The organism is Streptomyces sp. NPDC053079 (assembly GCF_044546695.1).
Classification (GTDB): Bacteria; Actinomycetota; Actinomycetes; order Streptomycetales; family Streptomycetaceae; genus Streptomyces.
In genome coordinates, this window is the sequence record NZ_JBITZJ010000003.1 from 448,297 (window position 1) to 471,682 (window position 23,386).

Below are 23,386 nucleotides of genomic sequence, written 5' to 3' on the forward strand. Positions count from 1 at the left end.
GCGCCACGGCCACACCAAAAGGTTGAATGCCCATCATCAAGGCGGATATCCAAAAACCGACGTCACCCACACTGGTGAAGCAGCACGCCGGGACGACGTCCGGTCGGGCACGTGCCCCGGCGAGCGGCCGGGAAGCGGCCGGTCAGCACTCGACGAGCAGCTCCCGCAGTCCCCGGATCACGAAGCCCGGCTTCCACTGCGGCTCCTTCACGAGCCGTAGCCCCGGCGCACGCCGCAGCATCTCCCCGTAGGAGGCGGCGAGTTCGAGCCGTGCCAGGGGGGCGCCCAGGCAGTAGTGGATGCCCGCGCCGAGGCTGAGGTGGGGGTTGTCGGCGCGCGTCACGTCGAGGCGGTCGGGGTCGGGGACGCAGGCGGGGTCCCGGTTGGCGGAGCCGAAGAGGAGGGCGACCTCGCTGCCGCGCGGGATGACCGTGCCGGCGACCTCGATGTCGTCGAGCACCCAGCGCTCGAAGAGCTGCAAGGGCGTGTCGTAGCGCATCAACTCCTCCACCGCCCGCGGCAGCAGGCCGTGGTCGCCGCGCAGGGCGGCGAGCTGGTCCGGGTGGCGGAAGAGGGCCCACCAGCCGTTGCCGGTGGTGTTGACCGTGGCCTCGTGGCCCGCGTTCAGGAGCAGCACACAGGTGGAGACCATCTCCTGCTCGGTGAGCCGGTCCTCCTCCTCGCACGCGACGATCAGCGCACTGATCAGGTCGTCGCCGGGGCGGGCGCGGCGGTCGGCGATCAGCTCCCGCAGATAGGCGGAGAAGTCGGCCGAGGCCCGCACCGCGCGCCGCGCCGTCTCCTCGCCGGGGTTCAGCTCGTACATACCGCAGATGTCCGCCGACCAGGGCCGCAGCAGCGCGCGGTCGGCGGCGGGGATGCCGAGCATCTCGGCGATGACGGCCACCGGCAGCGGCTCGGCGACCGCGGCGATCAGGTCTCCGCCGCCCTCGGCGACGAGGCCGTCCACCAGGTCGCCGGCCAGCCGCCGGACGGTCGGGGCGAGGGCCTCGACCCTGCGCGGGGTGAACGCCTTCGACACCAGGCGCCGGATCCTGGTGTGGTCGGGTGCCTCCAGGTCGAGCAGGCCGTTGCCGTTGAGGACGTGGAACGGCTCGTGCCCGGCGGGCGGCGGGGTACGGCCGAACTCCTCGTGGGTGAAGCGGTGCAGATACGTGCGGCCCAGCCGCCGGTCACGCAGCAGTGCCCGTACGTCGGCGTGGTGCGGCACCAGCCACTGCCGGCTGGGCGCGAACCAGTGGACGCGCCCGGCGGCGCGCAGCCGCGCGTAACCGGGATACGGGTCGGCGACGAATCGAGGGGACCACGGGTCGAAGTCGCAGCTCGTATCCATGCGCGCATGCTAGCGGCGGCAGGGCCGGTCCCGAGGTCGGCCGGCTGGAGCGCGGCGCGGTGCTGCGCGCCGGCGCCGACCGGGTCGACCCCGGCGGCAAGGGCGTCAACGTCTCCGGGCCGTGGCCGCCGCAGGGCGGCGTACGGTCGCGGTGCTGCCGCTGGGCGGCGCGGAGGGCGCCCTGCTGACGCGACTGCTGGGCGAGCACGGCATCGAGGTCGCGGGCGTGCCCGTCCACGGGTCGACCCGGGTCAACGTCGCCGTCGCCGAACCGGACGGCACGCTCACCAAGGTCAACGCGGCCGGGCCCGAACTCGCCCCGGACGAGGCCCGGTCGCTGCTGGCGACCGTGCGGGCACGCTCGGCCGACGCGGACTGGGTCGCCTGCTGCGGAAGCCTGCCGCGCGGCCTCGCGCCCGAGTGGTACGGGCCTGATCGCCGGCCTGCTCGCGGGCGCGTCCGTCATGGCCGTGCGACGCCTGCGCGTACCGTCCGTCCTGCGCGGCATCATGCCCGTGGTCGTGATCCCGCTGATCTCCTCGGCCGTGGTCGGCTTCCTGATGTTCCTGCTGGTCGTGGCCGCGGACCACGGCCGCCCAGGAGAACGCCCAGGGGTGACCGTGGCCGCCTGAGGGGCCGTCCTCCGGCCCCGCCGAGCCTCAGCCCCGTGCCGGCACCCGCTCCGCCGCCAGCCGCTCGTCCAGGAAGCCGGCCAGCTTCGCCACGAACCCCTCGGGGTCCTCCGCCGGCGCCGCGTGGCCCGCGTCGATCTCGGCGTAGCGGGAGTCCGGGATGCCGGCGAGCAGCGCCTGCTGCTGTTCCGCGCCGATGAGGCGGTCGTGCGCGCTGGCCAGCACCAGCGTCGGCGCGGTGATGCGCCCCAGCAACGGCCGCAGATCCACGAGCCGGTCCACCTCGGTCTGGCGGACCGCGCCGGGCGTGATCATCTCTATGAGCCCCTTGACGAGCTCCTCGTTGGCGGCCGCGTCCGTGTGTTCCCAGTAGCGCGGCCCGAAGGCCATCAGGGGCAGCATCCTGGGGAACAGCGCCGTGCCGTGCTCGGCGTCGGTGCGCATCAACTCGAGCCAGTAACGGAACTCCGCGTCCATCCGTACGTCGGTGTAGGCCCAGCCGGCGTGCAGCGCGAGCGAGCGGACGCGTTCGGGCCGGGTCGCGGCGAGGTGGGTCGCGACGGCCGAGCCCAGCGAGTGGCCGACGAGGTGGAAGCTGTCGAGCCCGGCGGCGTCGGCGGCGGCGAGGACCTCGTCGGCCAGGTCGGCGGGGGTGAGGGCGCCGCCGTGATCGGTGGTATCGCCCGATCCCGACATGTCGGGTGCGACCACGGTGAACCGGTCGGCGAGCGCCTCGGTCAGCGGCTGCCACATCTGCCGGGTGGCCGCCGTGCCGTGGACGAGTACGAGTCCCGGTCCCGTGCCCGTGATGTCGTACTCCACGACGGCCTCTCCACCGCTGGTCCGCACGGTCGTCTTCGGCATGGCTGTGCTTCTCTCTGTCGTTCCGTCGCCTTCTTGACGCCCCCATCCCATCCCGGTCCCGGCGAGCGACCAAGGGCCGAACCGCGCTTACACTCATCACGGAAACCGATCAATGGGGTGGGTGTGGAGATCCGGCAACTGCGGTACTTCCTGACGGTGGCCGAGGAGTTGCACTTCGGCCGGGCCGCCGAGCGGCTGCACATCGTGCAGTCGGCGGTCAGTCAGCAGATACGCCGGCTGGAGCGCGAGCTGGAGGTCGAGCTGTTCGACCGCACCACCCGGACCGTCCGGCTGACCGGAGCGGGCAGCCGTCTGCTGCCGCACGCCAGGGAGGTGCTGGCCGCACAGGCCCGCGCCCGTGCGGCGGTCGACGAGCTGCGCTCCGGACGGTCCGCCACGGTGCGCCTGGGCACCAGCTCGGGGCTGGGCACACGGCTGGAGACCATCCTCGCGGAGTTCGCCCGGCTCGCTCCCCACGCACACCTCGAGCTGGTCACTGCGGCGACGGACGCCCGGCTGAAGGACGTACGCTCCGGCGGGATGGACGCGACCCTGCTGCGGGGTGGCCGTCCCGTGCCGGGTCTGGAGCTGTTGCCGCTGTGGCAGGACCCGCTCATGGTCGCGATTCCCGCCCGCCACGACCTCGCGGTCCGCGCGGCGATCGACATGGCGGACCTGGCCGGTCTGCCGCTGCGGCTGGCCGGTCCCTCCCGCAACCCCGCGCTCCACGACCTGGTCGTGGGTTCCTGCCGGGAAGCGGGCTTCGAGCCGGTCCTCGGCCCCGAGTTCACCACCGCCCAGGACACCCTGGCGAGCATCGGCTTCGGCATGCCGTCCTGGACGGTCTTCTACGCGCCGCACGCCGAACAGCTCCCGGTCCCCGGGGTGGTGTTCCGTCCCCTGCGCAACCCCGCCCCGGTGATGCGCTGCTGTCTCGCGGTGCGCCCGGACCCGCCGGGCGCCGGGCTGCGCGCCCTGATCGAGGCCTGCCACGCCGCGTAGCACGACGAAGGCCCCCACCTGTGCGGTGGGGGCCTCGTTCTCTGTGCGCCACCAGGGACTCGAACCCCGGACCTGCTGATTAAGAGTCAGCCGCTCTAACCAACTGAGCTAGCGGCGCGAAAGAAATATTACCCGACTGTGGGCCGTGCTCAGAACCCCGGGCGGCATATCGGCCATCTCCCCGTCCGTCACAGGTCGACGAGGGCCTGGACCGGCAGGTGGTCGCTGGGGAAGTTCCCGTTCTCGGAAAAGGTGTTGATCTCCGCCCGCCATGTGCGGACCGAGGGCGAGGTGAGGATCCAGTCGATGCGGTCACCGTCGGGCACCAGGGGGCGGTAGCCGTGGAACGTGGCGTACTGCGGGCCGCGCTCGGCGGCGGAGTCCCAGGTGTCGACGAGCGCGCCCTTGGTCAGCATGGCGGTGTAGACGGGGTTGCGGTGCGCCGGGACGTTGAAGTCGCCGGTGACGATGCGGGGCAGGGCGGGGTCGGGCCCGAGCCGGCTCGTGATCAGATCCGCGGAGCGTTCGCGCGCGTACTGGTGGACATGGTCGAGGTGGGTGTTGAGCACGTGGAACCGCTTGCCGGTGCGCCGGTCGGCGAACCTGGCCCAGGTGGCCATGCGCACGATGACGTTGCCCCAGGTCGCCGATCCGATCAGGGACGGGGTGTCGGACAGCCAGAAGTGGTCGTACTCCTCGGGGGCCAGCCGCGTCGCGTCGTAGAACACGGCGGTGAACTCGTCGCGGCTGCCCCCGTGCCGGCCCATGCCGAGCCACGCGTAGCGGGAGCCGAGGTCGTGGGCGATGTCACGCAGTTGCCCGTAGAGGCCCTCCTGCGTCCCCAGGAGATGGGGCGCCTGCCGGTGGAGCAGACGGCGCATGACCGGGCGCCGCTCCGACCAGGGGTGCGGCCCCGTCTCGGAGGCGAAGCGCAGGTTGAACGACATGACCCGCAGGCCGCCATGGCCGCCATGGCCGCCCGCAAGGTCGCCGGGCCGGGGGTTCGTGGTCATCGCATGCCTCCGTCATCGGTTCCGGCCCACCTCACAGACACGGTGGTGGCGCGCCGCCCGGTGCGCAAGAGGCCCGTGCGCCGCATCGGTGCCTGCCCCGCGGCACTGGCCGGCCCGGCGACGGCCGCGGCGCAGCGCGTGAGCGGTGCCGAGGTCGTGCTGAAGAACGCGGACAACTCGTGAAGTGAGCGCCGGAGGGCCGGAGGGGTGGGCACCGGTGGTGCCCGGGCGTGCGTACCCGGGAGCCGGGAGGCCCGGTGGCAGACTTGCGGCATGCCCCTTCGGCCGCTGACCGACGTCCGCCTCGCCTGGCAGCCGGGCCACGCGCCGGCTGCCGTGGTGATCCCGCTCGGACTGATCGTCGCGGTCTGCGTCGTCGACATCCTGGCCCCGCCCCACATTCACCTCGGTCCCCTGCTGGTGGCGGCACCCGCGCTCACGGTGGCGTTCGCGGGGGCGCGTCTGACGGCGTTGGTCGGTGCGCTCGCCGTCGCCGGACAGGTGGTGATCGGCAGCGTGAGGGGGGTGCTCACCACCGCCAACATCCAGGCGCAGATCGCCGCGCTGGTCTTCGTCTCGGCGCTGCTGGTCGTCTTCTGCCTGGTGCGGGACCGGCGGGAGCGGGAGCTGCACCGGGTGAAGTCGGTCGCCGAGGCCGCGCAGCACGTCCTGCTGCAGCCGCTGCCGCGGCGCAGCGGCCCGCTGCGGATCGCCTGTCTGTACCTGCCCGCCGAGACCGAGGCGGAGATGGGCGGCGACCTGTACTCCGCGGCGCGCACCGTGGAGCACAGCACCCGGCTGCTCATCGGCGACGTGCGCGGCAAGGGCCTGCCGGCGATCAGTCACGCCGCCCTGCTGATGGGGGCGTTCCGCGCCGCCTCCCACCGGCAGGCCACGTTGCCGCGGCTCGCCATCCACCTGGACGGGGCGGTGCGCTGGGACACCGTTCAATGGCGGACCGGAGGGGAACCGGAGGTCGAGGAGTACTTCGCCACCGCCATCCTGCTGGACCTCCCCGACCACGAGCCGGTCGTCCACCTGATCTCGTGCGGTCACCCGCCGCCGCTCCTCCTGCGGCGGCACCGCGTCATCGCCCTGGAGACGCAGGCCATTCACCTGCCCGTCGGGCTGGGCGAGCTCGCCGGCGACGGCGAGTACGAGGTGGAGACGTTCGCGTTCGAGGCGGGCGACACGTTGCTGCTGTACACCGACGGCGTCATCGAGGCCCGCGACGCCGACGGGGTCTTCTTCCCGCTCGCCGAACGGGCGGCCGCCTGGGGCGGGGCCGGCCCGGACGAGCTCGTACAGCGGTTGCGCGAGGAGCTGCTGGCCCATGTGCACGGCCGGCTGGGGGACGACGCCGCGGTCGTCGCCGTGCACCGCGGAGAAGACGGTGGCGTCGCCGGGGTCAGTCCCGGCGCGGGGTGACGATCGGGAACTCCGGGTCGGCCACGGTCAGCGTGGCGAACACCTTGTCCGCCGCCTGCTGTTCCGCGGGGTCGGCGAGGGTGATCTGCGGAGGGTTGGCGGTCAGCAGCGCGTCGAAGTTCTTCCGGAACAGCGGGCTCTGGGCCAGCGCGTCGAGCGTCTTGCGCGTCAGTGAGATGGTGGCCTGGGGCTCCCCCGCGACGACGTCCTTGCCCGCCACGTACACCAGCACGCCGTTGCGCAGGGTGGTGGTGCACTCCTGGCCGGTGTCGGTGATGATCCAGCGGAGCACGATCGGGGCGGGGTTGTCGGCGGCGGCCCGGGGGCCGTCCACGCTGCGGGCCAGCGCGGAGAAGTACTGCTCCAGGCTCAGGCTGCGCACGAGGTCGACGGAGCTCTGGGTGGTGATCAGCGGCTGCGGGCCGTCCTCCCCCGCCGAACCTCTACGCTCGGGGAAATCGAATTCTGGGGGGTATCACATGCGCTTAAGACTGCGCGCCGTCGCCGTTCTCACCGCCCTCGCAGCTGGGGCGGCCGCCTCGCCCGGCGTCGCCTCCGCGGCGGTACCGACGCCCGTCGCCGCCTCCGTGGCGGCACCCGCTCCCGAAGCGTTGCCGGACGCCGGACGTCTGCGGGCCGCGCTGGACAAGCTGACGGCGGCCGGTGCCCCGGCAGCGCTGGCCGAGGTGCGCGTCGGGGACGTGGTCTGGTCGGGAGCGAGCGGCGTGCGCGACCTCCGTACGAAACAGCCGGCCCGGGCCGGCGACCGCTACCGCGTCGCCAGCATCACCAAGACCATGACGGCGACGGTGCTGCTGCAGCTCGCCGACGAGGGACGGCTGAAGCTCGACGACCCGGTGGCCCGGCATCTGCCCGGCCTCCTGCCGTATCCGGAGCCGATCACCCTCCGGCAGCTGCTCGACCACACCAGCGGCGTTCCCGACTATTTCGACCGGCTGTACCCCACCGGATCGGACGCGGAGATGGAGCAGCGCCGCTTCCGCCACCACACCCCGCGGGAGCTGATCGGGCGGGCCACCGAGAAGCCGCTGCAGCCGGTCGGGACGTTCGCGTACTCCAACACCAATTACCTGCTTCTCGGCCTCGTGGCGGAGAAGGTGACCGGCCGGCCGCTCGGTGAGGAGCTGCGGCGTCGCGTCTTCCGCCCGGCCGGCATGAAGGACACCTCCTACCCGGACCGCAGTCCTCTCCTCACCGGACCGCATGTCAACGGCTACCGGTTGAGCGGAGACGGGCGGCTGGTCGACACGACGCTCTACACCCCGTCGGTGTGGGGCGCCGCGGCGGGCGTGGTGTCCACCAGCGGCGACATCAACCGCTTCCACCGCGCCCTGTCCGACGGCACCCTCCTCTCCCCCGCGCGCCTGCGGGAGATGCGCACGACGAACGCCGCCGGCTACGGACTGGGCGTGATCGGCGGCGGCGACCTCTGCCCGACGGCACCCGGCGACCTGGTCTGGGGGCACATGGGCAACGGATTCGGCTACCGCGCGCAGTCGTGGAGCTCGCCGGACGGCCGCCGCCAGGTCAGCTTCGGCTGGACGGTGAGCGTGCCCACCGTCGGGGGCCCGCCCAAGGTGGACGAGGCCGTGCAGGAGTTCCTCGAGGCGGCGCTCGGCGCGACGTGCGCATCCCCGCCGGCCCGGTGACGGCTCGGTGACACCTCGGTGAGCTGGCAAAATGACCGGAGACGGTACCTTTGGCCACGGACCAGAGGCACGGCCGGTTGATCGCCGGTCCGTCCGCCCCGGCGACGGAAAACGCCGGGGCGCACCTTCCGGTGGCAGCCCTTCTGCTGCGCTCCGCGAAAATCCACCGCTGTTCAGCAGAGCAGAGGGCTGTTTTGTCGACCACCACAAATGAAGCACCGAGGCATGAACGTTTCTCATTCTGACCACCGCGCCGGGGACCGGATCACCGGCGCACCCGGCGGCCGCACCACCCGGGTGGGTGTGCTGGTCGCCGCGCTCCTCACGGCCTGCATCGCCTTCCAGCTCAACGCGAGCATGCTCAGCCCCGCGCTGAAGAGCATCGAGGACAGCCTCGGTGCCACGTCCGCCGAGATCGGGCTCACGCAGACCGCGTTCTTCACCTCGGCCGCCCTCTTCTCCCTGTTCCTGCCGCGGCTCGGCGACGTCATCGGCCGCCGCAAGGTGCTGGCCGGAATGCTGGCCCTGATGGCCGTCGGCTGCGTCGTGGCCGCGCTGGCGCAGAGCGTGCCCATGCTGTTCGTCGGGCGTGTCATCCAGGGCGCGTCCGGCCCGACCGTCCCGCTCTGCCTGATCATGCTGCGGGTCGAGGTCTCGGAGCCGAAGCGGTACGGCACCCTGCTCGGCGTGATCACCGCCGTCAACGGCGGCATCGCCGGCGTCGACTCCCTCGCGGGCGGCTTCCTCGCCGACAACCACGGCTTCGAGTCCGTCTTCTGGGCCATGGCCGTCGTGGCGGCCATCGCCACCGCCCTGGTCGTCACCCTGACCCCCGAGTCGAAGGTCCCGGCCGCGAACCGGATGGACTGGCCGGGCGTCGGCCTCCTGGTCGTATCGGTCGGTTCACTGCTCATCGCGCTCAACGAGGCCGGGAAGCTGGGGGCCGCGCGCTGGGCCCTGGTCGCCGCCCTCGTGGTCGTCTCGGCGATCGCCTTCGCGCTGTTCTGGCGCACCGAGGACCGCTCCGCGCACCCGCTGGTGGCCACCCGCCACCTGAAGCAGCGCGCGACCTGGGCGACCCTGCTGACCACGGTGCTCACCATGACCGGTGTGTTCGCCGTCATGAACGGCCTGATCCCCACGTTCGCCCAGGACGCCGATGCCGGCCTCGGCATGAGCGCCGAGGAGTCGGCGTGGTGGACGCTCACGCCGTACGCGCTGGCGGGACTGGCCATGGGCCCGGTCGCCGGGCGGCTCGCGGCCACCTACGGGTACGGCCGCGTCCTGCGGCTGGGGCTCACCGGCTCCGTGGCGTCCGTCGTCCTGATGATCCTCACCCTCCCGTCCCACTCCCGCGCCATGCTGCTGGTGGCCTCGATCCTCGTGGGCATCACCTACGCGGGTGTGGCGAACATCGTCCTCAACGGGCTCGGCATCGTCCTGTCCCCCGGCGAGAACCCGGGCTTCCTGCCCGGCCTGAACGCGGGCGCCTTCAACCTGGGCGCCGGCCTGAGCTTCGCCCTGCTCTACGCGGTCAAGACGGCCGTGCTGCCCGGCGACCCGGCCTCGGCCGACGGCTACCTCGCCGGCATGATCGCCGGCGTGGTCATCCTGGCCGCGGCCTTCGCGACCTCGTTCATGATCCCGAAGCCGGTGGCGGCCGAAGCGCACGAGTGAGCGCCTGAGGCACGCCGAAAGGGCGGCGGCACCCGGTGGGGGTGCCGCCGCCCTTTCGCGTCGGTGTGCGCCTGGATCGGCTGGATCGCGGGCGATCAGTAGGCGGAGTGACGTTGAGATTGCCGGCATAAGCCTTCTTCGCCGGGGCGGCGGGCTTGGCGGGGGCGGGGGCGGCCTACGATGGCGGGCGCAGAACGAGCTCCCGGGAGGACAGGCGATGACAGCCGACAAGGAAGCCCCCCGGCGGAGGCGGGACCCGCAACGGCGGATCGAGGAGATCGCGGCCGCCACCGAGCGCGTCATCGCCGCACGGGGCGTCGAAGGGCTCACCCACCGTGCGGTCGCCGAGGAGGCGGGGGTCCCGCTCGGGGCGACGACGTACCACTTCGCCACCAAGGACGACCTCATCGAGGCCGCCCTGCGGCGTTCCGTCGACCGCTACGCCCTCTACCTGGAGCAATGGGTGGCCCAGCGCCCGGAGCTCACCCGTGAGCAGCTGACCGTGCTGCTCACGGATGTGCTGATGGGCTGCTTCGGGCCGGAGCGCGACCAGCGGACCGTGGAGCTCGAGCTGTATCTGGCCGCCCTGCGGCGCCCCGCGCTGCGGGCGATCGCGGACCGGGACATGGAGCTGACCGTCGGGGCCCTGCTCGCCTACGTCGACCCGGCGACCGCGGAGGCCGCGGCGGCGGCCATGACGGGGCTGACCCTGCGCGGCCTGGCCGGCAGCACTCCGCCGACCCGCGGGGAGGTGGAGGCCGTCATGCGGCACGTCCTCACCTCTGCCGCCCCCGCCGCCCCCGCCGCCCCCTGACCCTCACCCCGATCCGGTAGGCGCAGGCCTCACGACCTGGGCGGCTTGGGCTTGGGGCACGTCTTCCAGGCGAAGTGGTAGAGGGTGCTGATGCTGCTGTCGGTCGAGTCCATCGCGACGAAGCTGGTGGTCTTGGTGGGGTCGGAGGTGCCGGCGTCCACGCGCAGCTCGGTGTTGACATTGAAGTACCGCATGGCCCCGCAGGGCGCGTAGATCAGCGCCTCGATTTCCGTGGTGTCGGTCGTCTGCCAGTTGTCGTTGACCGGGCCGGTGAAATGGTGGTTCACATAAGCGGTCTGTGACATGCCCTGGAAGTAGTAGTTGGCCCGCTCCAGCCCCGTGGCGCCCTTCTCCAGGTGGGCGAAGCCGCGGTAGTCCGCCTGGGCTATCGCGTAGGTGAAGCCCTGGGGGACGTGGACGTTCAGGCTGAGCTGGCAGTTCTTGCGGAAGTCGGTCGGCTTGGAACCGACGCCCACCTGGGCGATGTAGTTGCTGTAGGAGACGGTGAAGGCGGTGTTGTCCGGCGAGACGGACACGTTCGCGGTGCCGGCGGGACAGCCCGACCCGTTGACGGACACCACATCGATCACGATCTTGTCCGGCGGAGGAACCCCGTCCGCGGCGGCGGTCCCGGGCGTGAACAATGCGGCCAGGAGAACCGCGGCCGCGCTGCCGATCGTCACGGGTCTGAACATGGAGATCCCTCCTACTGCCCTGGGGCCCACTCGGACGCTTGAGGGCTCATAGCACCACCAGCGACGAGACGTGTACAGATCAGGTTGAGCCGATACCGCGCTGTCGCGCGGCCCGCGGCGCCGGTCCGCGGACCGGCGCCGCACCACGTCTGCCTCACCGTTCCTCACCCGTTCCGCACGCGGGACGGGATCGGATCAGCGGGTCAGGAGCATTCCTTCCAGGCGAAGTGGTAGAGGGTGTTGACGCTGCCGTCCGTCGAGTCCATCGCCATGAAGCTGTTCGTCGTGGCGGGGTCCGAGCTGCCCGCGCTCACCCTCAGCTCCGTGTTCACGTTCAGGATCCGCTGGGCCCCGCAGGGGGCGTAGACCAGGGCGCTGACCTCGTTGACGTCGGATACCTGCCAGTTGTCGCTGACGGGACCGGCGAAGCGGTGGCTGACCGAGGACGTCTGCGACATGCCCTGGAAGTAGTAGCTGGCCCGCTCCAGGCCCGTGGCGCCCCGCTGCAGGTGGGCGAAGCCGCGGTAGTCCGCCCGGGCGATCGCGTAGGTGTAGCCCTGCGGGACGCGGACGTTCAGGCCGAGCTGGCAGTTCTTGCGGAAGTCGGTCGGTGTCGACCCGACGCCCACCTGGGCGAGGTAATCGCTGTAGGAGACGGTGAACGCCGTGTTGTCCGCCGCGACCGCCACGGCGGCCGTGCCGGCGGGACAGCCCGACCCGTTGATCGCGACCAGGTCGATCACGACCCGGTCAGGCGGGGGCACCCTTTCGGCCGCCGAGGCCGTCCCGGGCGAGAACGAAGCGGCCAGAAGCACTACGGCCGCGCTGCCTACCATCACCGGTCTGTACATGGAGACCCTCCCGCTGCTCCGCGGACCGACGCCGCGGGGTTCATGCCACCACCGGATACGGGACATGTACAGGTCAGGTTGAGCCGATCCTGTGCACGGCCGTCGCGTCGCCGGGCAAGAGGGATTCAGGGCGGACCCGCGCTCACGGGCCCGTACTCACCGGGCCTTGTCTCATGGCCCCGGCACCAGCCCGGCCAGCGGAGACGCCGTCACGTCCGAGGGCGGGCGGGAAAGATGCAGCGCGGCGTGGAAGTATCCGTCGGTCTCCCTTCCGTGCGGGTCCTCGCCGGCCGCGGTCACTGCCTGGATGGCGTAGTGCCGCTCCCCGGCGTCGGTGAAGCGTCGTTGCGGGTAGGTCCGCGTGGTGAGCTTCTCGGTGACCAGACCGTGCGCCGCCAGGCACGCGGCGATGGGCGCGTACGAAATCGTCCGCAGGACGAGGGCGGCGACCCACAGCGGACGGCGGGCTCCGGTCAGCAGTGGCCGGAAGGTACGGGCGGTCAGGAAGCTCGTCCCGCCGGTGACGGTGACCAGCCGGGTGCGGCGCACGGAACGCAGCAGCGGCGGCGAAGGGGCCCCGGTCTCCAGGTTCTCGGCGAAGCCCTCCTCCAGCAGGCCGACCGCGCACGCGTAGGACACGGCGTTCGCGGCCACGTCCAGGCCGGTCACCCGGACCGCGTCGGGGCGCCGGCGAGCGGCGTAGTACTCACGGTCCCAGGCGATCAGTTCGGCCGTGCTCATGGCGGTGGCCCGTGCGGAGGTGTAGTGCGCGTACAGGTCGTCCAGCGTCACGTCGTGGTTGAGGAGGGCGGCGTTGATGCCATACGAGCAGCAGATGTCCAGCACCGTCGTGGGCTCCGCCGTGCGGGCCCCGCAGGCCCGGACCGCCCGGCGGAAGATGTCCTGTGCGTGCTGGGGCGCCCTGTACTCCAGCGGGCCCAGGGTGCGGAAGTAGGCGCGGGGATCCGGCTGGTCGTAGAGGTGGTCGAACGGCGTCATGCCCTGCGGGAACGTCGTCTTCCGCGCGGGTGCGTCATCGGCACCCGGTGTTCCCGTGCCCTGGTACGGCGCAGCGGTCATTCCCGTCGCTCTCCTCACTCGGAGCCACACTCACCTCCGGCCAGGGTCGGGGGCCGCGGTGCGGGAAGGAAAGAGGGCGGGGAGGATTTTGGCCATGGCCTCCGCGCGACCGGACCCGGCGTCACTTGCCGTTGTCCGCCACCTCCGCGACCCAGCCGTAGGGCAGGGCCATCCCGTCGACCGTCACCGCTTCGACGGTGCGCGTCCCGGGGTCGATGTCCGCCTCGATGCCCTCTCCGGCGTACCGGGGGAAGCCCGTCCTGCCGAGCTCGCCGGTGTCCTCGACGGTGGCCGAGCGGAGCGTTCCCCCGTGGTCGGGGTGGGCCTCCTCGTCGGTCAGCTGGGGCTTCAGGACGACGGTGTACCGGGAGACTTCAGCGTTCATGGTCCGAGGCTAGCCCCGGGTCACGCGTACGGATCGGATTCGCGGACCGCCTTCTGCGCGATGTCCAGGAGGTCGTGGTCCTCGTACTCGTCGGGCAGGCGCACGTCGAGGGCCCGGAAGAGGTCGCGGACCTCGTCCGCGGTGGGGCTCTGGGACAGGGGTACGCCCGCGGCCCGCTCCAGCGGCAGCCTGCGGGCCTGCTTGAGGCTCTCGTGGAGCTCGGTGTTCCAGGAGTCGTAGTACGACCTGCCGCGGCGGACGACCATCGCGGGGAAGCGCGGGCCGCGCTGGGTGATGACCAGCGAGGTGGAGGACAGGTCCCAGCGGAAGGTGGTCATGACCGAGGACAGGCCGATCGAGAGGTCCATCAGCCGGTAGCGCTGCTGGTGCCAGCAGGCGGCCAGGATCGTGGCGAAGAGCTCGCGGCGCGTGCCGTCGCCCGTCCAGGCGCTCTGCCGGCCGTCGGCTTCGTCCGCCAGGGTGCGGTAGAGCTGGGCGTAGTCCTCGCAGAGGTTCATGTCCGTCGGGTCGAGGATCTCGAGCCGGACGTCGAGCTTGCGGCGCGTCGGGCGGGCTTCCCTGATGCACTCGGGCAGGGTCACGGCGCGGACGTACGTGCCGGTGGCGCCCTTGAAGTACCAGCGGTCGGTGTGGGTGCGGGCCTCTTCCAGGGCCCGGGAGATCCCGCTGCCGGTGACGATGGCTACCCCGAGCGTCTCCTCCAGGGTCGTGCGGGTGTCGACCAGGACGCGGTCGATGCCCGACAGCCGGTCGAGCCGGGCGGGCAGGTCGCGCAGCGTCCGCAGGGCCTCCGTCATGGCTTCCGTGCGGACCGCGTTGCCGCGTTCCTCCTGCCAGCGGTCGCGCAGGACGCTGAAGGCGAGGACCGCCAGGGTGAGCGCGATGGTGTTGCCGAGGGTCGACTCGTCGACGTGGTCCAGAAATCCGAGGACGCTCACGAAGCCGGCCAGCAGCACGGACACGACGCCGTCCGCGTTCGACGCGACCCATAACAGCCTTGCCCGCATGTTGCCCCCCGACGGCGTCCCAGCAACGGCCGTCAGTGTACTGAGCCCGGGTCTGGTGGGGCAGGGTTTGCACGACCGGCCCCCGCGTACACGTGTGCGTTCGCCCCGTGTACGGTGCACCGTCACCCGGGCGACACCGCCGATTCCCTCCCTTCCCCGACGCTCACAGCACTTGGAACACTTCGCTGGTCCCAGCCCTCACACCCCAAGAGGTGCCCAGACTCATGGCTGAACTCAATCGCCGCCGCTTCCTGCAGATCGCGGGAGCCACTGCCGGCTACGCGGCCCTGGCGGGCAGCATCGAACGCGCCTCCGCCATCCCGGCCAGACGCCGCTCCGGCACCATCGAGGACGTCGAGCACATCGTCGTCCTGATGCAGGAGAACCGATCCTTCGATCACTACTTCGGATCGCTGAAGGGCGTCCGCGGATTCGGCGACCCCCGCCCGGTGACCCTGCCCGGCGGCAAGTCGGTCTGGCACCAGCCGGACGGCGGCAAGGAGGTGCTGCCCTTCCGCCCGGACGCCGAGAACCTCGGCATGCAGTTCATCGCCGGCCTCAACCACGACTGGGCGGGCGGCCACAAGGCCTGGAACCGGGGCAGGTACGACCAGTGGATCCCGGCGAAGTCGGCGGGCACGATGGCGTACCTCACACGGGAGGACATACCGTTCCATTACGCGCTCGCCGACGCGTTCACCGTGTGCGACGCCTACCACTGCTCGTTCATCGGGGCCACCGACCCCAATCGCTACTACCTGTGGACGGGCCACACGGGCAACGACGGCAAGGGCGGCGGCCCCGTCCTCGGCAACGAGGAGGCGGGGTACGACTGGACGACCTACCCGGAGCGGCTGGAGAAGGCCGGGGTGTCGTGGAAGGTCTACCAGGACCGGGGCGACGGCCTGGACGCCGCCGGCCACTGGGGCTGGATCGACGACGCCTACCGCGGCAATTACGGCGACAATTCGCTGCTGTACTTCAACAAGTACCGCAACGCCAAGCCGGGCGACCCCCTCTACGAGAAGGCCCGCACCGGGACCGACGTCAAGAAGGGGGACGGCTACTTCGACATCCTGAAGGCCGACGTGAAGGCGGGAAGGCTTCCCCAGATCTCCTGGATCGCCGCCCCGGAGGCCTTTTCCGAGCACCCCAACTGGCCGGTGAATTACGGGGCCTGGTACATCGCACAGGTCCTCGACGCGCTCACCGCCGACCCGGAGGTGTGGAGCAGGACCGCGCTGTTCATCACCTACGACGAGAACGACGGCTATTTCGACCACGTCGTGCCGCCCTTCGCGCCGGCCTCCGCGGCCCAGGGCGCTTCCACCGTCGCCACCGGGCTCGACGTGTTCGCCGGCAACAGCCGCTACGCGGCCGGCCCCTACGGCCTCGGCCAGCGCGTCCCCATGCTCGTCGTCTCCCCCTGGAGCACCGGCGGCTACGTCTGCTCGGAGGTCTTCGACCACACCTCCGTGCTGCGGTTCATGGAGCGCCGCTTCGGCGTGCGCGAGCCCAATATCTCGCCCTGGCGGCGTGCCGTCTGCGGCGACCTCACCTCGGCCTTCGACTTCCGGCTGCCGGACACCGGGCACGCCGCGCTCCCCGACACCGCCGCGTACCGTCCGCGCGACGGCGAGCGGCACCCCGACTACGTGCCGGAGCCGCCCGCCAACCCCTCCCTGCCGAAGCAGGAGGCGGGCTTCAAGCGCACGCGCCCGCTGCCGTACGCACCGGTGGTCGACGGCGTCGCGACGCCGTCGACGGGGCGCTTCACGCTGACCTTCAGCGCCGGCGAGGCGGCGGGGGCGTGCTTCCACGTTACGTCCGGGAACCGCACGGACGGGCCCTGGACGTACACCGCCGAGGCCGGCAAGAAGCTCTCCGACACCTGGAACTCGGCCTACTCGAAGGGCTCGTACGACCTGTCGGTGTTCGGCCCGAACGGCTTCCTGCGCACTTTCAGGGGCCCGGGCTCCGCCGCGGGCCCCGAGGTCACCGCCCGCCACGTCGCCGGAGGCGGTGGAAGCCTCGAGCTGATCATGACGAACGCCGGTGCCTCCGAGTGCCGGCTCACGGTGACCGACGCCTACAGCGGGGGGAGCCGGACGTTCACAGTGCGGGCCGGCGGCCGTGTGGTGCACACCGTCGACCTGCGTCCGAGCAAGCGCTGGTACGACCTGTCCGTGGCGTCGGGCTCCGACGGCACGTTCCTGCGCAGGTTCGCCGGGCACGTGGAGAACGGCGAGCCCGGGGTGAGCGATCCGGCGATCGCCACCGGCTGACGGCGCTGCCGCCGCGTCTTCCGGGCTCCGTCCGTGCTCAGCTCTGGGTGTTGAGGAACCCGATGATCACGGCGCCCCACCAGCAGACCTGGGACACCAGGGCGGTGGCTCCGCCCCAGGCCAGGAGGCGGGGCCCGGGAGCGGCGGTGGTGTGCGCGGCCATGCGCTGGTTGAGCAGGCCCGCCTGCAGGCCGTTCAGGCTGAGAAGCAGCACCAGCACCAGCTTGACGCAGGTGAGTGTGGAGGAGGGGTCGGGGTGGAGCATGGTGCCGCTGGCCACGAGTCCCGCGAGGCCGGCCCAGATGGGCAGGTGCAGACGGCCCGCGCTGCCGAGTGCGTCGCGCAGGGAGCAGCGGCCGGTGATCCACAGCAGGCCGTAGTAGTCGGCCACGAGGACGGCGCCGAAGCCGAGCACGAGGGAGGCGAGGTGGACGAAGAGGGCGACGGTGTGCAGGGCCGCGTCCGCCTGCAGGTGGAAGGAGATCCACACGCTGGCGGCCCAGGCCGCGCAGATCGCCAGCGCGGCGCCGGCCATGGTCCACCAGGAGTCGTACAGACCCAGGGGCCGGGCGTGGCGGGCGCCCTGCGTCGTGGCGGAGGTGGGGCGAAGCTCTGGCACCACGGACAAAGATGATTCCGACCACGAAGCAGTCACGTCAATACTCCAAACACAGACCCTTACAAAGGCAAGGCTTATCGGGTGGCCCCGGCAAGCGGCTCAGGGCCCGATAAACCTGAACATTCCCTCGCCGAAATCGCAAGTTTCGCAGGTCACGGGGGTTTTTCGATGTGCGTGAGTGCCTTTTCGGGAATCCTGGAAGGCGAGGGGAATGTGATTCATGTCCATTCGGGCCGGCCCTCGCCCCGCGGGTCCCGGGCGCGGCGGCCCGGGACCCACGTCCCCGTCTCAGCTCGCGGCCGGGACCGCGGCGTCGCCGTAGAAGGCGGCGTAGGAGGCGTTGGCGATGGGGATGTCCGCGAGGATCTCCTCGGGTACGTCGAAGGCCTCGGTCAGGAGCAGTGCCTTGCCCGCCAGCCGCTCGACGAGCGCGTCGACGAGGGTGGGCAGCTGCCGGACGTGCTCGGGGGCGAGTTCGCCTTCGACGAGCAGGTCGCCGGTGTGTTCGGCGATGCGCTGGAGGGCGAACAGCCGGTGGAGGTCATGGAGCACGGCCCGCGCGGCTGGCGTGCGTGCCGCGGTGGCCGCGGCCAGCAGGGCGTCGGCCGCCTGGAGCTCCGCGTGGGCCCCGACCATGTGCAGCGCCGGGGTGGCGGCCGCGTTCCACCGGGCGAGCCGGTCGCCCCGGGGGCCTTGACGCAGCCGGGTGCGGGCCCGGGTGAAGGCGTGGTGTTCGACGGCGGCCAGGAGGCGGTGCAGGAAGTCCGGGTCGGTCAGCTCACGGTCGCCGGGGGGCGGGGGCGGTGACCACCGGTCGCGGGAGCCGGAGATCATCTCCGAGGCGGCCTTGACCCAGATGGCGAGGTTGTCGCCCTCGGCGGTCATGGTGCCCTCGATGTTCCCCGCGAATTCGGCGAGGCCGTTGACGTAGAAGAAGCCCTGGGCTCCGCACCGCTCCCGGCACTCCTGCGCGATGTCGCGTGCCCGCCAGGTGATCCATCCCTTGGCGACCGCGACCAGTCGCTCCGTGCCGGTCCTGTCGGCGTCGGTGTGCGCGGTCCAGCGCCGGACGGCCTCCCGGTGCAGGAAGGTCATGGCGTAGGCGGTGGCCAGCGAGGAGACGAGCGGGCCGTGGTGCGTGCGGTGCCGGAAGACCGGGACGCGCTGCAGGGGCTTCGGCCCGCTGATGTGGCGGTGGTGGCCGTAGCGGACGGCGATGGTCAGCGCGGTGCGGGCGGCGCCCAGCGCGGCGGCGCTCATGCAGAGCTTGCCCACGGTGACCCGGCCGATGGACTGCAGGAAGCGCTCGCGCCGTCCTGCGGCGTCGCCGGTGAAGGTCCCGTCCCCGGCCAGCTGCCCGTGGTCGCCCGCCACCATGGCGTGGAAGGGCAGGCGCACGTGGTCGAACGACGTGAGGCAGTGGTCGACGGGGGCGCCGGTGCGCTCCGGCAGCCGGCTGACGCGGACGCCGGGCAGCGGCCCTTCCTCGTCCGTCAGCGGGGTGAGGAACAGGAAGACGCCGTGGTCCGTGCCGTCCACGACGAGTCGGGCCGCGACCACGGCGCTCTTCGGGCCGCCGGTGGGGCTCGTGTTCGGCATGTACTTCCGCGCTCCCGCGTGGGGGGTGTGGAGCACGAAGTCGCCCGTGCCGGGCCGGTAGGTGGCGGTGGTCTCCAGGGCGGCGGCGTCGTTGCCGTGCTCCAGCTCGGTGCACAGGAAGGTGCCGGTGCGGCGCAGGGCGGTGAAGTCCGCGAGGTCGCGCCCGGCGCTCGGGCGGTCCACGAGGCTTCCCAGGAACAGGTTGTAGTGGATGCCGGCCAGGGTGGCCAGCGAGCCGTCGACGCACATCGTCCACTCGTGCAGGGCCGCCAGGCGGGCCGCGTCGGCGGCCAGCTCCTCGCCGGAGTCGACGGACGCGGCGAGGGTGCGCAGCCGTGCGTAGGCCAGGTTCAGGCGTTCTTCCCCGGTGGCTCCCTCCCGGTGCCGGAATTCCGGGGAGGAGATCATTTTCCGCCAGGGGCCGTGGATGTTCTCGTGGTCGTCGCCGAAGAGCGCGAGGCGTAATTCCTCGCTCATCAGGTGGGCGGCCACGCCGGATTCTTCATCGTGCATTTGTCATACTCCATCCGCCTCGTAAGACCGTGCGCTCGCAAGGGGGTGCCGCGGGTTATCCGGCCGCCTTCTTCGCCGTCAGGAGCTCGTGCACCATGCTGAGCGTCTTGACGCTCTTGAACTCCTCTTCCGGCAATTCGACGCCGTACTTCTCCTCCAGCGAGACCTGGATCTCCAGGCCCAGCAGGGAGTCGACCTCGAGGTCCGCGTCGAAGCGGGCGTCGTCGGTCAGCTCGGCGACGTCGACCTCGATGATCGCGGCGATGGTGGCCCGCAGCTCGTCGATGTCGATGGCGGTGGTGGTGACGTCGGTCATGGTTGCTCCTGTTGTGGGTGATCCGGCTATGCGGGGTTGCGGTGGGGCTCCGGGGACACCAGCGCCAGTGCGCAGGTGCCGTCCTGAGACGCGGTGGCCACCAGGTGGGGGGCGGTGCCGCGGGCGAGGGCCGAGGCAATGTGCAGCATCGGCAGCAGCGTCCCGGCGCCGGGCGGGGTGAGGGTGACGTCGGAGCCGAGCGAGCGCAGCTGCCCGGCGACGGCGGCGGCGACCGGTCCGTCCTCGGCGATCAGTCGGGTGGCGGGGACGGGGCCGCCCGGGGTCAGCAGGCGGGCGAGCGCGCCGGTGACCGCCTGCGGGGCGGAGCCGGCGGGGTGGGGGAGGAAGAAGGGGGCCACCCGGCAGGTGCCGTAGGCGGTGGCCGACCGGGCCGCCGCCGAGGCCCGCGGTTCGATGACGAGGATCGCGGATCCGGCCTCGGAGACGGCGTGGCCGGCGTTGTGCGGGGGCAGGGGCGTCTCGACGGAGCCGGCCAGGAGCAGGTCGGAGCGCCTGGCGGCGCCGGCGCGGGCTCCGGCGAGGACCGCTTCGAGGCCGGCGGTCCGGGGGGAGGTGAGGGTGAGGTTCCAGCCCTTGACGGCGTACTCCATGGCGATGCGGCCGGCGATGGTGTTGAGCGAGAAGTACGGGGCGCTCGCCGGGCGGAGCCGGTCCGCGCCGGGGCCGGTCACGGTCTCGTCCATGGAGTCGAGCAGGGCGGTGTTCGCGCCGGTGGTGCCGACGGCCACCCTTCTCCCCCGATGTACAGCTCCCCCGGCACTCCGGTCGGCAGGGGCCGGCGGCGGGCGTCCAGGACGTGCAGCCGGGTGTTGGCGATCGGCCTGCCGATGCTGGTCCGTTCCGCCGAGGTCACCGGGGTGACGGCGGACCAGATGGTCGTCTCGGTGGGTCCGTACATGTTCCACAGCCGCGCGCCCCGGCTCAGCAGGGCGTCGGCGAGGTCGGTGGGCAGCCGCTCGCCTCCGCACAGGATCCGCAGCGGCGCCCCGTGCGGCTGTCCTCGCCAGCCGGCTTCGATGAGCATCCGCCAGGTGGCGGGGGTGGCCTGCATGACGGTCGGCAGGCTGCTCTCCAGCAGCTCCCGCAGCCGGAAGCCGTCCGCGGCGGTCCCGGCGGACGCGATCTCCACCTGTCCTCCGGTGACGAGGGGGAGGTACAGCTCCAGGCCGGCGATGTCGAAGCAGACGGTGGTGACCGCGAGGAGGCGGTCCCGGTCGGTGAAGCCGGGGGCGTCGGACATCGCGCAGACGAAGTTGGTCAGCGCCCGGTGGCTGATCCGTACGCCCTTGGGGTGGCCGGTGGATCCCGAGGTGTAGATGACGTAGGCGTCCGTGCCGCTCGCCACGTCCGCGCCCGGTTCGGGGGCGTACGCGGCGGTGGCGGGCCGGTCCCGGTCGAGGAGCAGGAGGCCGGCCGTCAGGGCGGGGAGGCCGCGGGCGGCCCCCGGGTCGGTGATCAGGAGCGGCAGTGCGGTGTCGGTGGCCATGTAGGCGATGCGCTCGGCCGGGTACAGGGGGTCCAGCGGCACGTAGGCGGCCCCGGACTTCATGACGGCCAGGAGGGCGACGACGAGCTCCGGCGAGCGGCTCAGGCAGACGCCCACCCGGGTGCCGGGGCCGGCGCCGCGGGCCCGCAGCAGGCCCGCCAGGTCCGAGGACCGCCGGTCGAGGTCGCCGTAGGTGAGGGTCCGTCCGCCGCAGACGACGGCGGGGGCGTCGGGGCGCAGCCGGGCCTGCCGGGTGACCATCTGGTGGACGCAGAGGTCGAGCGGGAAGTCGGTCGCGGTGTCGTTCCAGGCGGCGAGCTCGGCCCGGCGTGCGTCGCTGCCCAGCGCGATGCCGTCGAGCTCCGCGTGGGGCGCGTGCGCGGCGGCGTGCAGGAACGCGGCGGCGTGCTCGGCCGTCAGCACGGCCTCCTCATGACCGAACGCGTCCTCGGCGAACACCCATTGGCAGGGGCCGTCGCGCAGGGGGATGCGGATCAGCAGCGCGGCACCGGCCGGTGGTGCGGCCGGCTCGGTCATGTCCTCGGTGAGCTCCACGGCGAGCGGCAGGTCGGTGAGGGCGGGGCGCCGCTCGCGCAACGCGCGGTGGCGGGTGGCGAGGTCGTGGGCGGGGCCGCCGCGCCGGACGGCCGCCTCCAGCTCGCGGACGACCTCCGTGCCGCACGCGCTCATGGTCCGGTCCGCCACCTCGGGGACGCGCAGGGGTACGGCCGGGGCGTACAGGGCGTCGACGACGGGGTGTCCGGTGAGGTGGCCGGTGTGGAGCAGTCGTACGTCGGTCCCGCTCTCCACGCCGAGCCGGGCGAGGAACGCGAGGGAGGCGGTGAGCAGCCACTGGGCGCGGTCCAGCCCGGTGGCGTGCGCGGCGCGGTCGCCGTCGTCCGGTACCGGTACGAGGTGGCGGAGGGGGGTGCCGTCCGTGCCGGTGGGCGAGGTCCGGCGGTGGGGCAGGTCGGCGGGGGTCAGGCGGGAGAGCCTGCGCACCCAGAACGCCTCGTCGCGCAGGCTGCGCCGCTGGGCGCCGCTCGCGGCCTCCAGCAGTGGGGCGTCGGCCGCGGGGAGGCGGTGGCCCGGCCGTATCCGGCGGGCCGCCAGGGCCGCGGCCGGCAGCGGCCGGCCGGTGGGGGTGGTGAGCCCGGTCAGCCGTAAGTCCCGGCCCGTGGTCGCGACGACGATGCCGTCGTCGCCGGTTTCCACCACCGTTCCCGGGGCCCGCCGCGAGCTGTGCGGGAGGATTTCGGATCCGTAGACGAGGACGGGTCCGTCGTCGCAGGCGATTTTCGCCGTGCCGAACGCGTTGGGGTGCGGGCCGAACTCCATGGCCCGCACGGTGGCGTCCAATTCCTGCGGGGTGCGGTCCCAGGAAAGGAATCCGCCGCCGGCCGGCCGGTCGAAGCGGCCGTGGTAATTCCGTCCGGCGGGATTCTGGGGGTGCCGTTCGGCCCGTCCGAGGGCCAGGTCTTCGATCAGTTCCGCGAAGGACTCGACGCCGGCTTCGAGGCATTTGACGTTCAGGGTGTGGCTGGTGTCCCGCTCGGACACCGGAACCTCTCGCCGGGCGAGGAGGTCTCCGGCATCGGCGCGTTCGGTCATGACGTGCCAGGAGACGCCGTGCAGGGTTTCGCCGCCGAGGATCGCCCAGGTCGTCGCGTTCAGGCCGGCGTGCCGCGGCAGCGGTGCGTCGTGGAAGTTGACGGGCAGCTCGCGCGGCAGGCTCAGGACGGCCTCGGGGAGCATCCGCAGGTTGGCGACGCTGAAGAGGTAGTCGAACGGCCGGGCGGACAGGTAGGCAGTCAGGTCCTGGTCGGCGTCGACCGCGTCCAGGCCCTGTCTCGCGGCCCAGTCGCGGATCCCTTCGTCCGGCGATACGACGCCGAGCACCTCGTGCCCCTGTTCCAGCAGCAGTTCCGCGCAGGAGACCAGGAGGGAATTCCCGCCGATCAGGAAACAGCTGAACGTACGGCGCGGCATCGGTTCCCCAGAGCCGTTCCGGCGTGCATTTCTCATCCTTACCCCAGCTCCGTGAGCGTTGGCCG

General features: G+C 72.1%; 22 protein-coding genes, 1 tRNA gene and 1 pseudogene. 9 read left to right on the forward strand and 15 right to left on the reverse strand.

Annotated features, from left to right (window positions below; translation table 11 throughout):
• Window positions 1–142: 142 nt before the first annotated feature.
• On the reverse strand, window positions 143–1,354 hold the full coding sequence (locus ACIGXW_RS14360) for a cytochrome P450 (protein WP_071967540.1): 1,212 nt from the start codon (window positions 1,352–1,354) through the stop codon (window positions 143–145).
• A gap of 44 nt (window positions 1,355–1,398) precedes the next feature.
• Between ACIGXW_RS14360 and ACIGXW_RS14365 the strand changes: the two are divergent.
• A pseudogene (locus ACIGXW_RS14365) lies at window positions 1,399–1,781 on the forward strand (PfkB family carbohydrate kinase); the annotation flags it as partial.
• 37 nt (window positions 1,782–1,818) lie between these two features.
• On the forward strand, window positions 1,819–1,986 hold the full coding sequence (locus ACIGXW_RS14370) for a hypothetical protein (protein WP_399573144.1): 168 nt from the start codon (window positions 1,819–1,821) through the stop codon (window positions 1,984–1,986).
• A 27-nt stretch (window positions 1,987–2,013) separates the two neighbouring features.
• Here ACIGXW_RS14370 and ACIGXW_RS14375 read toward each other — a convergent pair whose 3' ends face one another.
• Window positions 2,014–2,850 (reverse strand): alpha/beta fold hydrolase, encoded by an 837-nt coding sequence (locus ACIGXW_RS14375; RefSeq protein WP_399573146.1) that lies wholly within the window; start codon window positions 2,848–2,850, stop codon window positions 2,014–2,016.
• A gap of 123 nt (window positions 2,851–2,973) precedes the next feature.
• Between ACIGXW_RS14375 and ACIGXW_RS14380 the strand changes: the two genes are divergently transcribed.
• Window positions 2,974–3,852: a LysR family transcriptional regulator gene (locus ACIGXW_RS14380; protein WP_071967845.1), complete on the forward strand. Its 879-nt coding sequence runs from the start codon at window positions 2,974–2,976 to the stop codon at window positions 3,850–3,852.
• A 44-nt stretch (window positions 3,853–3,896) separates the two neighbouring features.
• Here ACIGXW_RS14380 and ACIGXW_RS14385 read toward each other — a convergent pair.
• Both ACIGXW_RS14385 and ACIGXW_RS14390 read right to left on the reverse strand, forming a co-directional pair.
• A tRNA-Lys gene (locus ACIGXW_RS14385) sits at window positions 3,897–3,970 on the reverse strand.
• Between the two features lie 70 nt (window positions 3,971–4,040).
• Entirely contained in the window at window positions 4,041–4,865 is an 825-nt protein-coding gene (locus ACIGXW_RS14390; RefSeq protein ID WP_399573148.1) for an endonuclease/exonuclease/phosphatase family protein, read from the reverse strand.
• Between the two features lie 45 nt (window positions 4,866–4,910).
• Between ACIGXW_RS14390 and ACIGXW_RS14395 the strand changes: the two genes are divergently transcribed.
• Together ACIGXW_RS14395 and ACIGXW_RS14400 are read left to right on the forward strand one after the other, a co-directional pair.
• Window positions 4,911–5,048, forward strand: coding sequence for a hypothetical protein (locus ACIGXW_RS14395; protein WP_399573150.1), 138 nt, complete (start codon window positions 4,911–4,913; stop codon window positions 5,046–5,048).
• 90 nt (window positions 5,049–5,138) lie between these two features.
• Window positions 5,139–6,293 (forward strand): PP2C family protein-serine/threonine phosphatase, encoded by a 1,155-nt coding sequence (locus ACIGXW_RS14400; RefSeq protein WP_399573152.1) that lies wholly within the window; start codon window positions 5,139–5,141, stop codon window positions 6,291–6,293.
• Here ACIGXW_RS14400 and ACIGXW_RS14405 read toward each other — a convergent pair.
• Window positions 6,274–6,675, reverse strand: a complete 402-nt coding sequence (locus tag ACIGXW_RS14405) for an alkyl sulfatase C-terminal domain-containing protein (RefSeq protein WP_399573154.1) — start codon at window positions 6,673–6,675, stop codon at window positions 6,274–6,276. The genes ACIGXW_RS14400 and ACIGXW_RS14405 overlap by 20 nt on opposite strands.
• Before the next feature lie 97 nt (window positions 6,676–6,772).
• Here ACIGXW_RS14405 and ACIGXW_RS14410 point away from each other — a divergent pair, with 97 nt between their 5' ends.
• The 3 genes from ACIGXW_RS14410 to ACIGXW_RS14420 all read left to right on the forward strand — a co-directional run bounded on the left by ACIGXW_RS14410 (window position 6,773) and on the right by ACIGXW_RS14420 (window position 10,454).
• Window positions 6,773–7,963, forward strand: a complete 1,191-nt coding sequence (locus ACIGXW_RS14410) for a serine hydrolase domain-containing protein (protein ID WP_399573156.1) — start codon at window positions 6,773–6,775, stop codon at window positions 7,961–7,963.
• Between the two features lie 225 nt (window positions 7,964–8,188).
• Entirely contained in the window at window positions 8,189–9,640 is a 1,452-nt protein-coding gene (locus ACIGXW_RS14415; protein ID WP_071967531.1) for an MFS transporter, read from the forward strand.
• 217 nt (window positions 9,641–9,857) lie between these two features.
• The gene (locus ACIGXW_RS14420) at window positions 9,858–10,454 is read left to right on the forward strand and encodes a TetR/AcrR family transcriptional regulator (protein WP_399573158.1); all 597 of its coding nucleotides are present in this window, start codon (window positions 9,858–9,860) and stop codon (window positions 10,452–10,454) included.
• 29 nt (window positions 10,455–10,483) lie between these two features.
• Here the strand turns inward: ACIGXW_RS14420 and ACIGXW_RS14425 are convergent, their stop codons facing one another.
• The 5 genes from ACIGXW_RS14425 to ACIGXW_RS14445 all read right to left on the reverse strand — a co-directional run bounded on the left by ACIGXW_RS14425 (window position 10,484) and on the right by ACIGXW_RS14445 (window position 14,448).
• The gene (locus tag ACIGXW_RS14425) at window positions 10,484–11,149 is read right to left on the reverse strand and encodes a DUF4360 domain-containing protein (protein WP_399573161.1); all 666 of its coding nucleotides are present in this window, start codon (window positions 11,147–11,149) and stop codon (window positions 10,484–10,486) included.
• Window positions 11,150–11,352: 203 nt separating this feature from the next.
• Window positions 11,353–11,985, reverse strand: coding sequence for a DUF4360 domain-containing protein (locus tag ACIGXW_RS14430; RefSeq protein WP_399573163.1), 633 nt, complete (start codon window positions 11,983–11,985; stop codon window positions 11,353–11,355).
• Window positions 11,986–12,171: 186 nt separating this feature from the next.
• A complete protein-coding gene (locus ACIGXW_RS14435; protein WP_399573165.1) occupies window positions 12,172–13,080 on the reverse strand; it encodes a hypothetical protein in 909 nt (302 codons plus the stop codon).
• Between the two features lie 121 nt (window positions 13,081–13,201).
• A complete protein-coding gene (locus ACIGXW_RS14440; protein WP_399573167.1) occupies window positions 13,202–13,465 on the reverse strand; it encodes a hypothetical protein in 264 nt (87 codons plus the stop codon).
• 20 nt (window positions 13,466–13,485) lie between these two features.
• Window positions 13,486–14,448 (reverse strand): hypothetical protein, encoded by a 963-nt coding sequence (locus tag ACIGXW_RS14445; protein ID WP_399573169.1) that lies wholly within the window; start codon window positions 14,446–14,448, stop codon window positions 13,486–13,488.
• A gap of 269 nt (window positions 14,449–14,717) precedes the next feature.
• On the opposite strand from ACIGXW_RS14445, the gene ACIGXW_RS14450 reads away from it, so the two are divergent.
• Entirely contained in the window at window positions 14,718–16,778 is a 2,061-nt protein-coding gene (locus ACIGXW_RS14450) for a phosphocholine-specific phospholipase C (protein ID WP_399573171.1), read from the forward strand.
• Between the two features lie 37 nt (window positions 16,779–16,815).
• Here ACIGXW_RS14450 and ACIGXW_RS14455 read toward each other — a convergent pair whose 3' ends face one another.
• From ACIGXW_RS14455 to ACIGXW_RS14475, 5 genes are all read right to left on the reverse strand, one after another.
• Window positions 16,816–17,400 (reverse strand): hypothetical protein, encoded by a 585-nt coding sequence (locus ACIGXW_RS14455; RefSeq protein ID WP_399573173.1) that lies wholly within the window; start codon window positions 17,398–17,400, stop codon window positions 16,816–16,818.
• A 285-nt stretch (window positions 17,401–17,685) separates the two neighbouring features.
• Window positions 17,686–19,509, reverse strand: coding sequence for an acyl-CoA dehydrogenase (locus ACIGXW_RS14460; RefSeq protein WP_399573175.1), 1,824 nt, complete (start codon window positions 19,507–19,509; stop codon window positions 17,686–17,688).
• A gap of 55 nt (window positions 19,510–19,564) precedes the next feature.
• On the reverse strand, window positions 19,565–19,825 hold the full coding sequence (locus tag ACIGXW_RS14465) for an acyl carrier protein (RefSeq protein ID WP_071967522.1): 261 nt from the start codon (window positions 19,823–19,825) through the stop codon (window positions 19,565–19,567).
• Between the two features lie 26 nt (window positions 19,826–19,851).
• Window positions 19,852–20,574, reverse strand: a complete 723-nt coding sequence (locus tag ACIGXW_RS14470) for a beta-ketoacyl synthase N-terminal-like domain-containing protein (protein WP_399573177.1) — start codon at window positions 20,572–20,574, stop codon at window positions 19,852–19,854.
• Window positions 20,514–23,321 carry an AMP-binding protein gene (locus ACIGXW_RS14475; RefSeq protein WP_399573179.1) on the reverse strand — a complete coding sequence of 936 codons (2,808 nt, stop codon included), beginning with the start codon at window positions 23,319–23,321 and terminating at the stop codon, window positions 20,514–20,516. The genes ACIGXW_RS14470 and ACIGXW_RS14475 overlap by 61 nt, the downstream gene beginning before the upstream one ends.
• Window positions 23,322–23,386 lie beyond the last annotated feature (65 nt).

Bases quoted from the DNA above. Each gene is read 5' to 3' on its own strand.
- ACIGXW_RS14360 (WP_071967540.1), bottom strand. From the start codon at position 1,354: ATGGATACGAGCTGCGACTTCGACCCGTGGTCCCCTCGATTCGTCGCC.
- ACIGXW_RS14370 (WP_399573144.1), top strand. From the start codon at position 1,819: ATGGCCGTGCGACGCCTGCGCGTACCGTCCGTCCTGCGCGGCATCATG.
- ACIGXW_RS14375 (WP_399573146.1), bottom strand. From the start codon at position 2,850: ATGCCGAAGACGACCGTGCGGACCAGCGGTGGAGAGGCCGTCGTGGAG.
- ACIGXW_RS14390 (WP_399573148.1), bottom strand. From the start codon at position 4,865: ATGACCACGAACCCCCGGCCCGGCGACCTTGCGGGCGGCCATGGCGGC.
- ACIGXW_RS14400 (WP_399573152.1), top strand. From the start codon at position 5,139: ATGCCCCTTCGGCCGCTGACCGACGTCCGCCTCGCCTGGCAGCCGGGC.
- ACIGXW_RS14410 (WP_399573156.1), top strand. From the start codon at position 6,773: ATGCGCTTAAGACTGCGCGCCGTCGCCGTTCTCACCGCCCTCGCAGCT.
- ACIGXW_RS14415 (WP_071967531.1), top strand. From the start codon at position 8,189: ATGAACGTTTCTCATTCTGACCACCGCGCCGGGGACCGGATCACCGGC.
- ACIGXW_RS14420 (WP_399573158.1), top strand. From the start codon at position 9,858: ATGACAGCCGACAAGGAAGCCCCCCGGCGGAGGCGGGACCCGCAACGG.
- ACIGXW_RS14425 (WP_399573161.1), bottom strand. From the start codon at position 11,149: ATGTTCAGACCCGTGACGATCGGCAGCGCGGCCGCGGTTCTCCTGGCC.
- ACIGXW_RS14430 (WP_399573163.1), bottom strand. From the start codon at position 11,985: ATGGTAGGCAGCGCGGCCGTAGTGCTTCTGGCCGCTTCGTTCTCGCCC.
- ACIGXW_RS14435 (WP_399573165.1), bottom strand. From the start codon at position 13,080: ATGACCGCTGCGCCGTACCAGGGCACGGGAACACCGGGTGCCGATGAC.
- ACIGXW_RS14440 (WP_399573167.1), bottom strand. From the start codon at position 13,465: ATGAACGCTGAAGTCTCCCGGTACACCGTCGTCCTGAAGCCCCAGCTG.
- ACIGXW_RS14450 (WP_399573171.1), top strand. From the start codon at position 14,718: ATGGCTGAACTCAATCGCCGCCGCTTCCTGCAGATCGCGGGAGCCACT.
- ACIGXW_RS14460 (WP_399573175.1), bottom strand. From the start codon at position 19,509: ATGCACGATGAAGAATCCGGCGTGGCCGCCCACCTGATGAGCGAGGAA.
- ACIGXW_RS14465 (WP_071967522.1), bottom strand. From the start codon at position 19,825: ATGACCGACGTCACCACCACCGCCATCGACATCGACGAGCTGCGGGCC.
- ACIGXW_RS14475 (WP_399573179.1), bottom strand. From the start codon at position 23,321: ATGCCGCGCCGTACGTTCAGCTGTTTCCTGATCGGCGGGAATTCCCTC.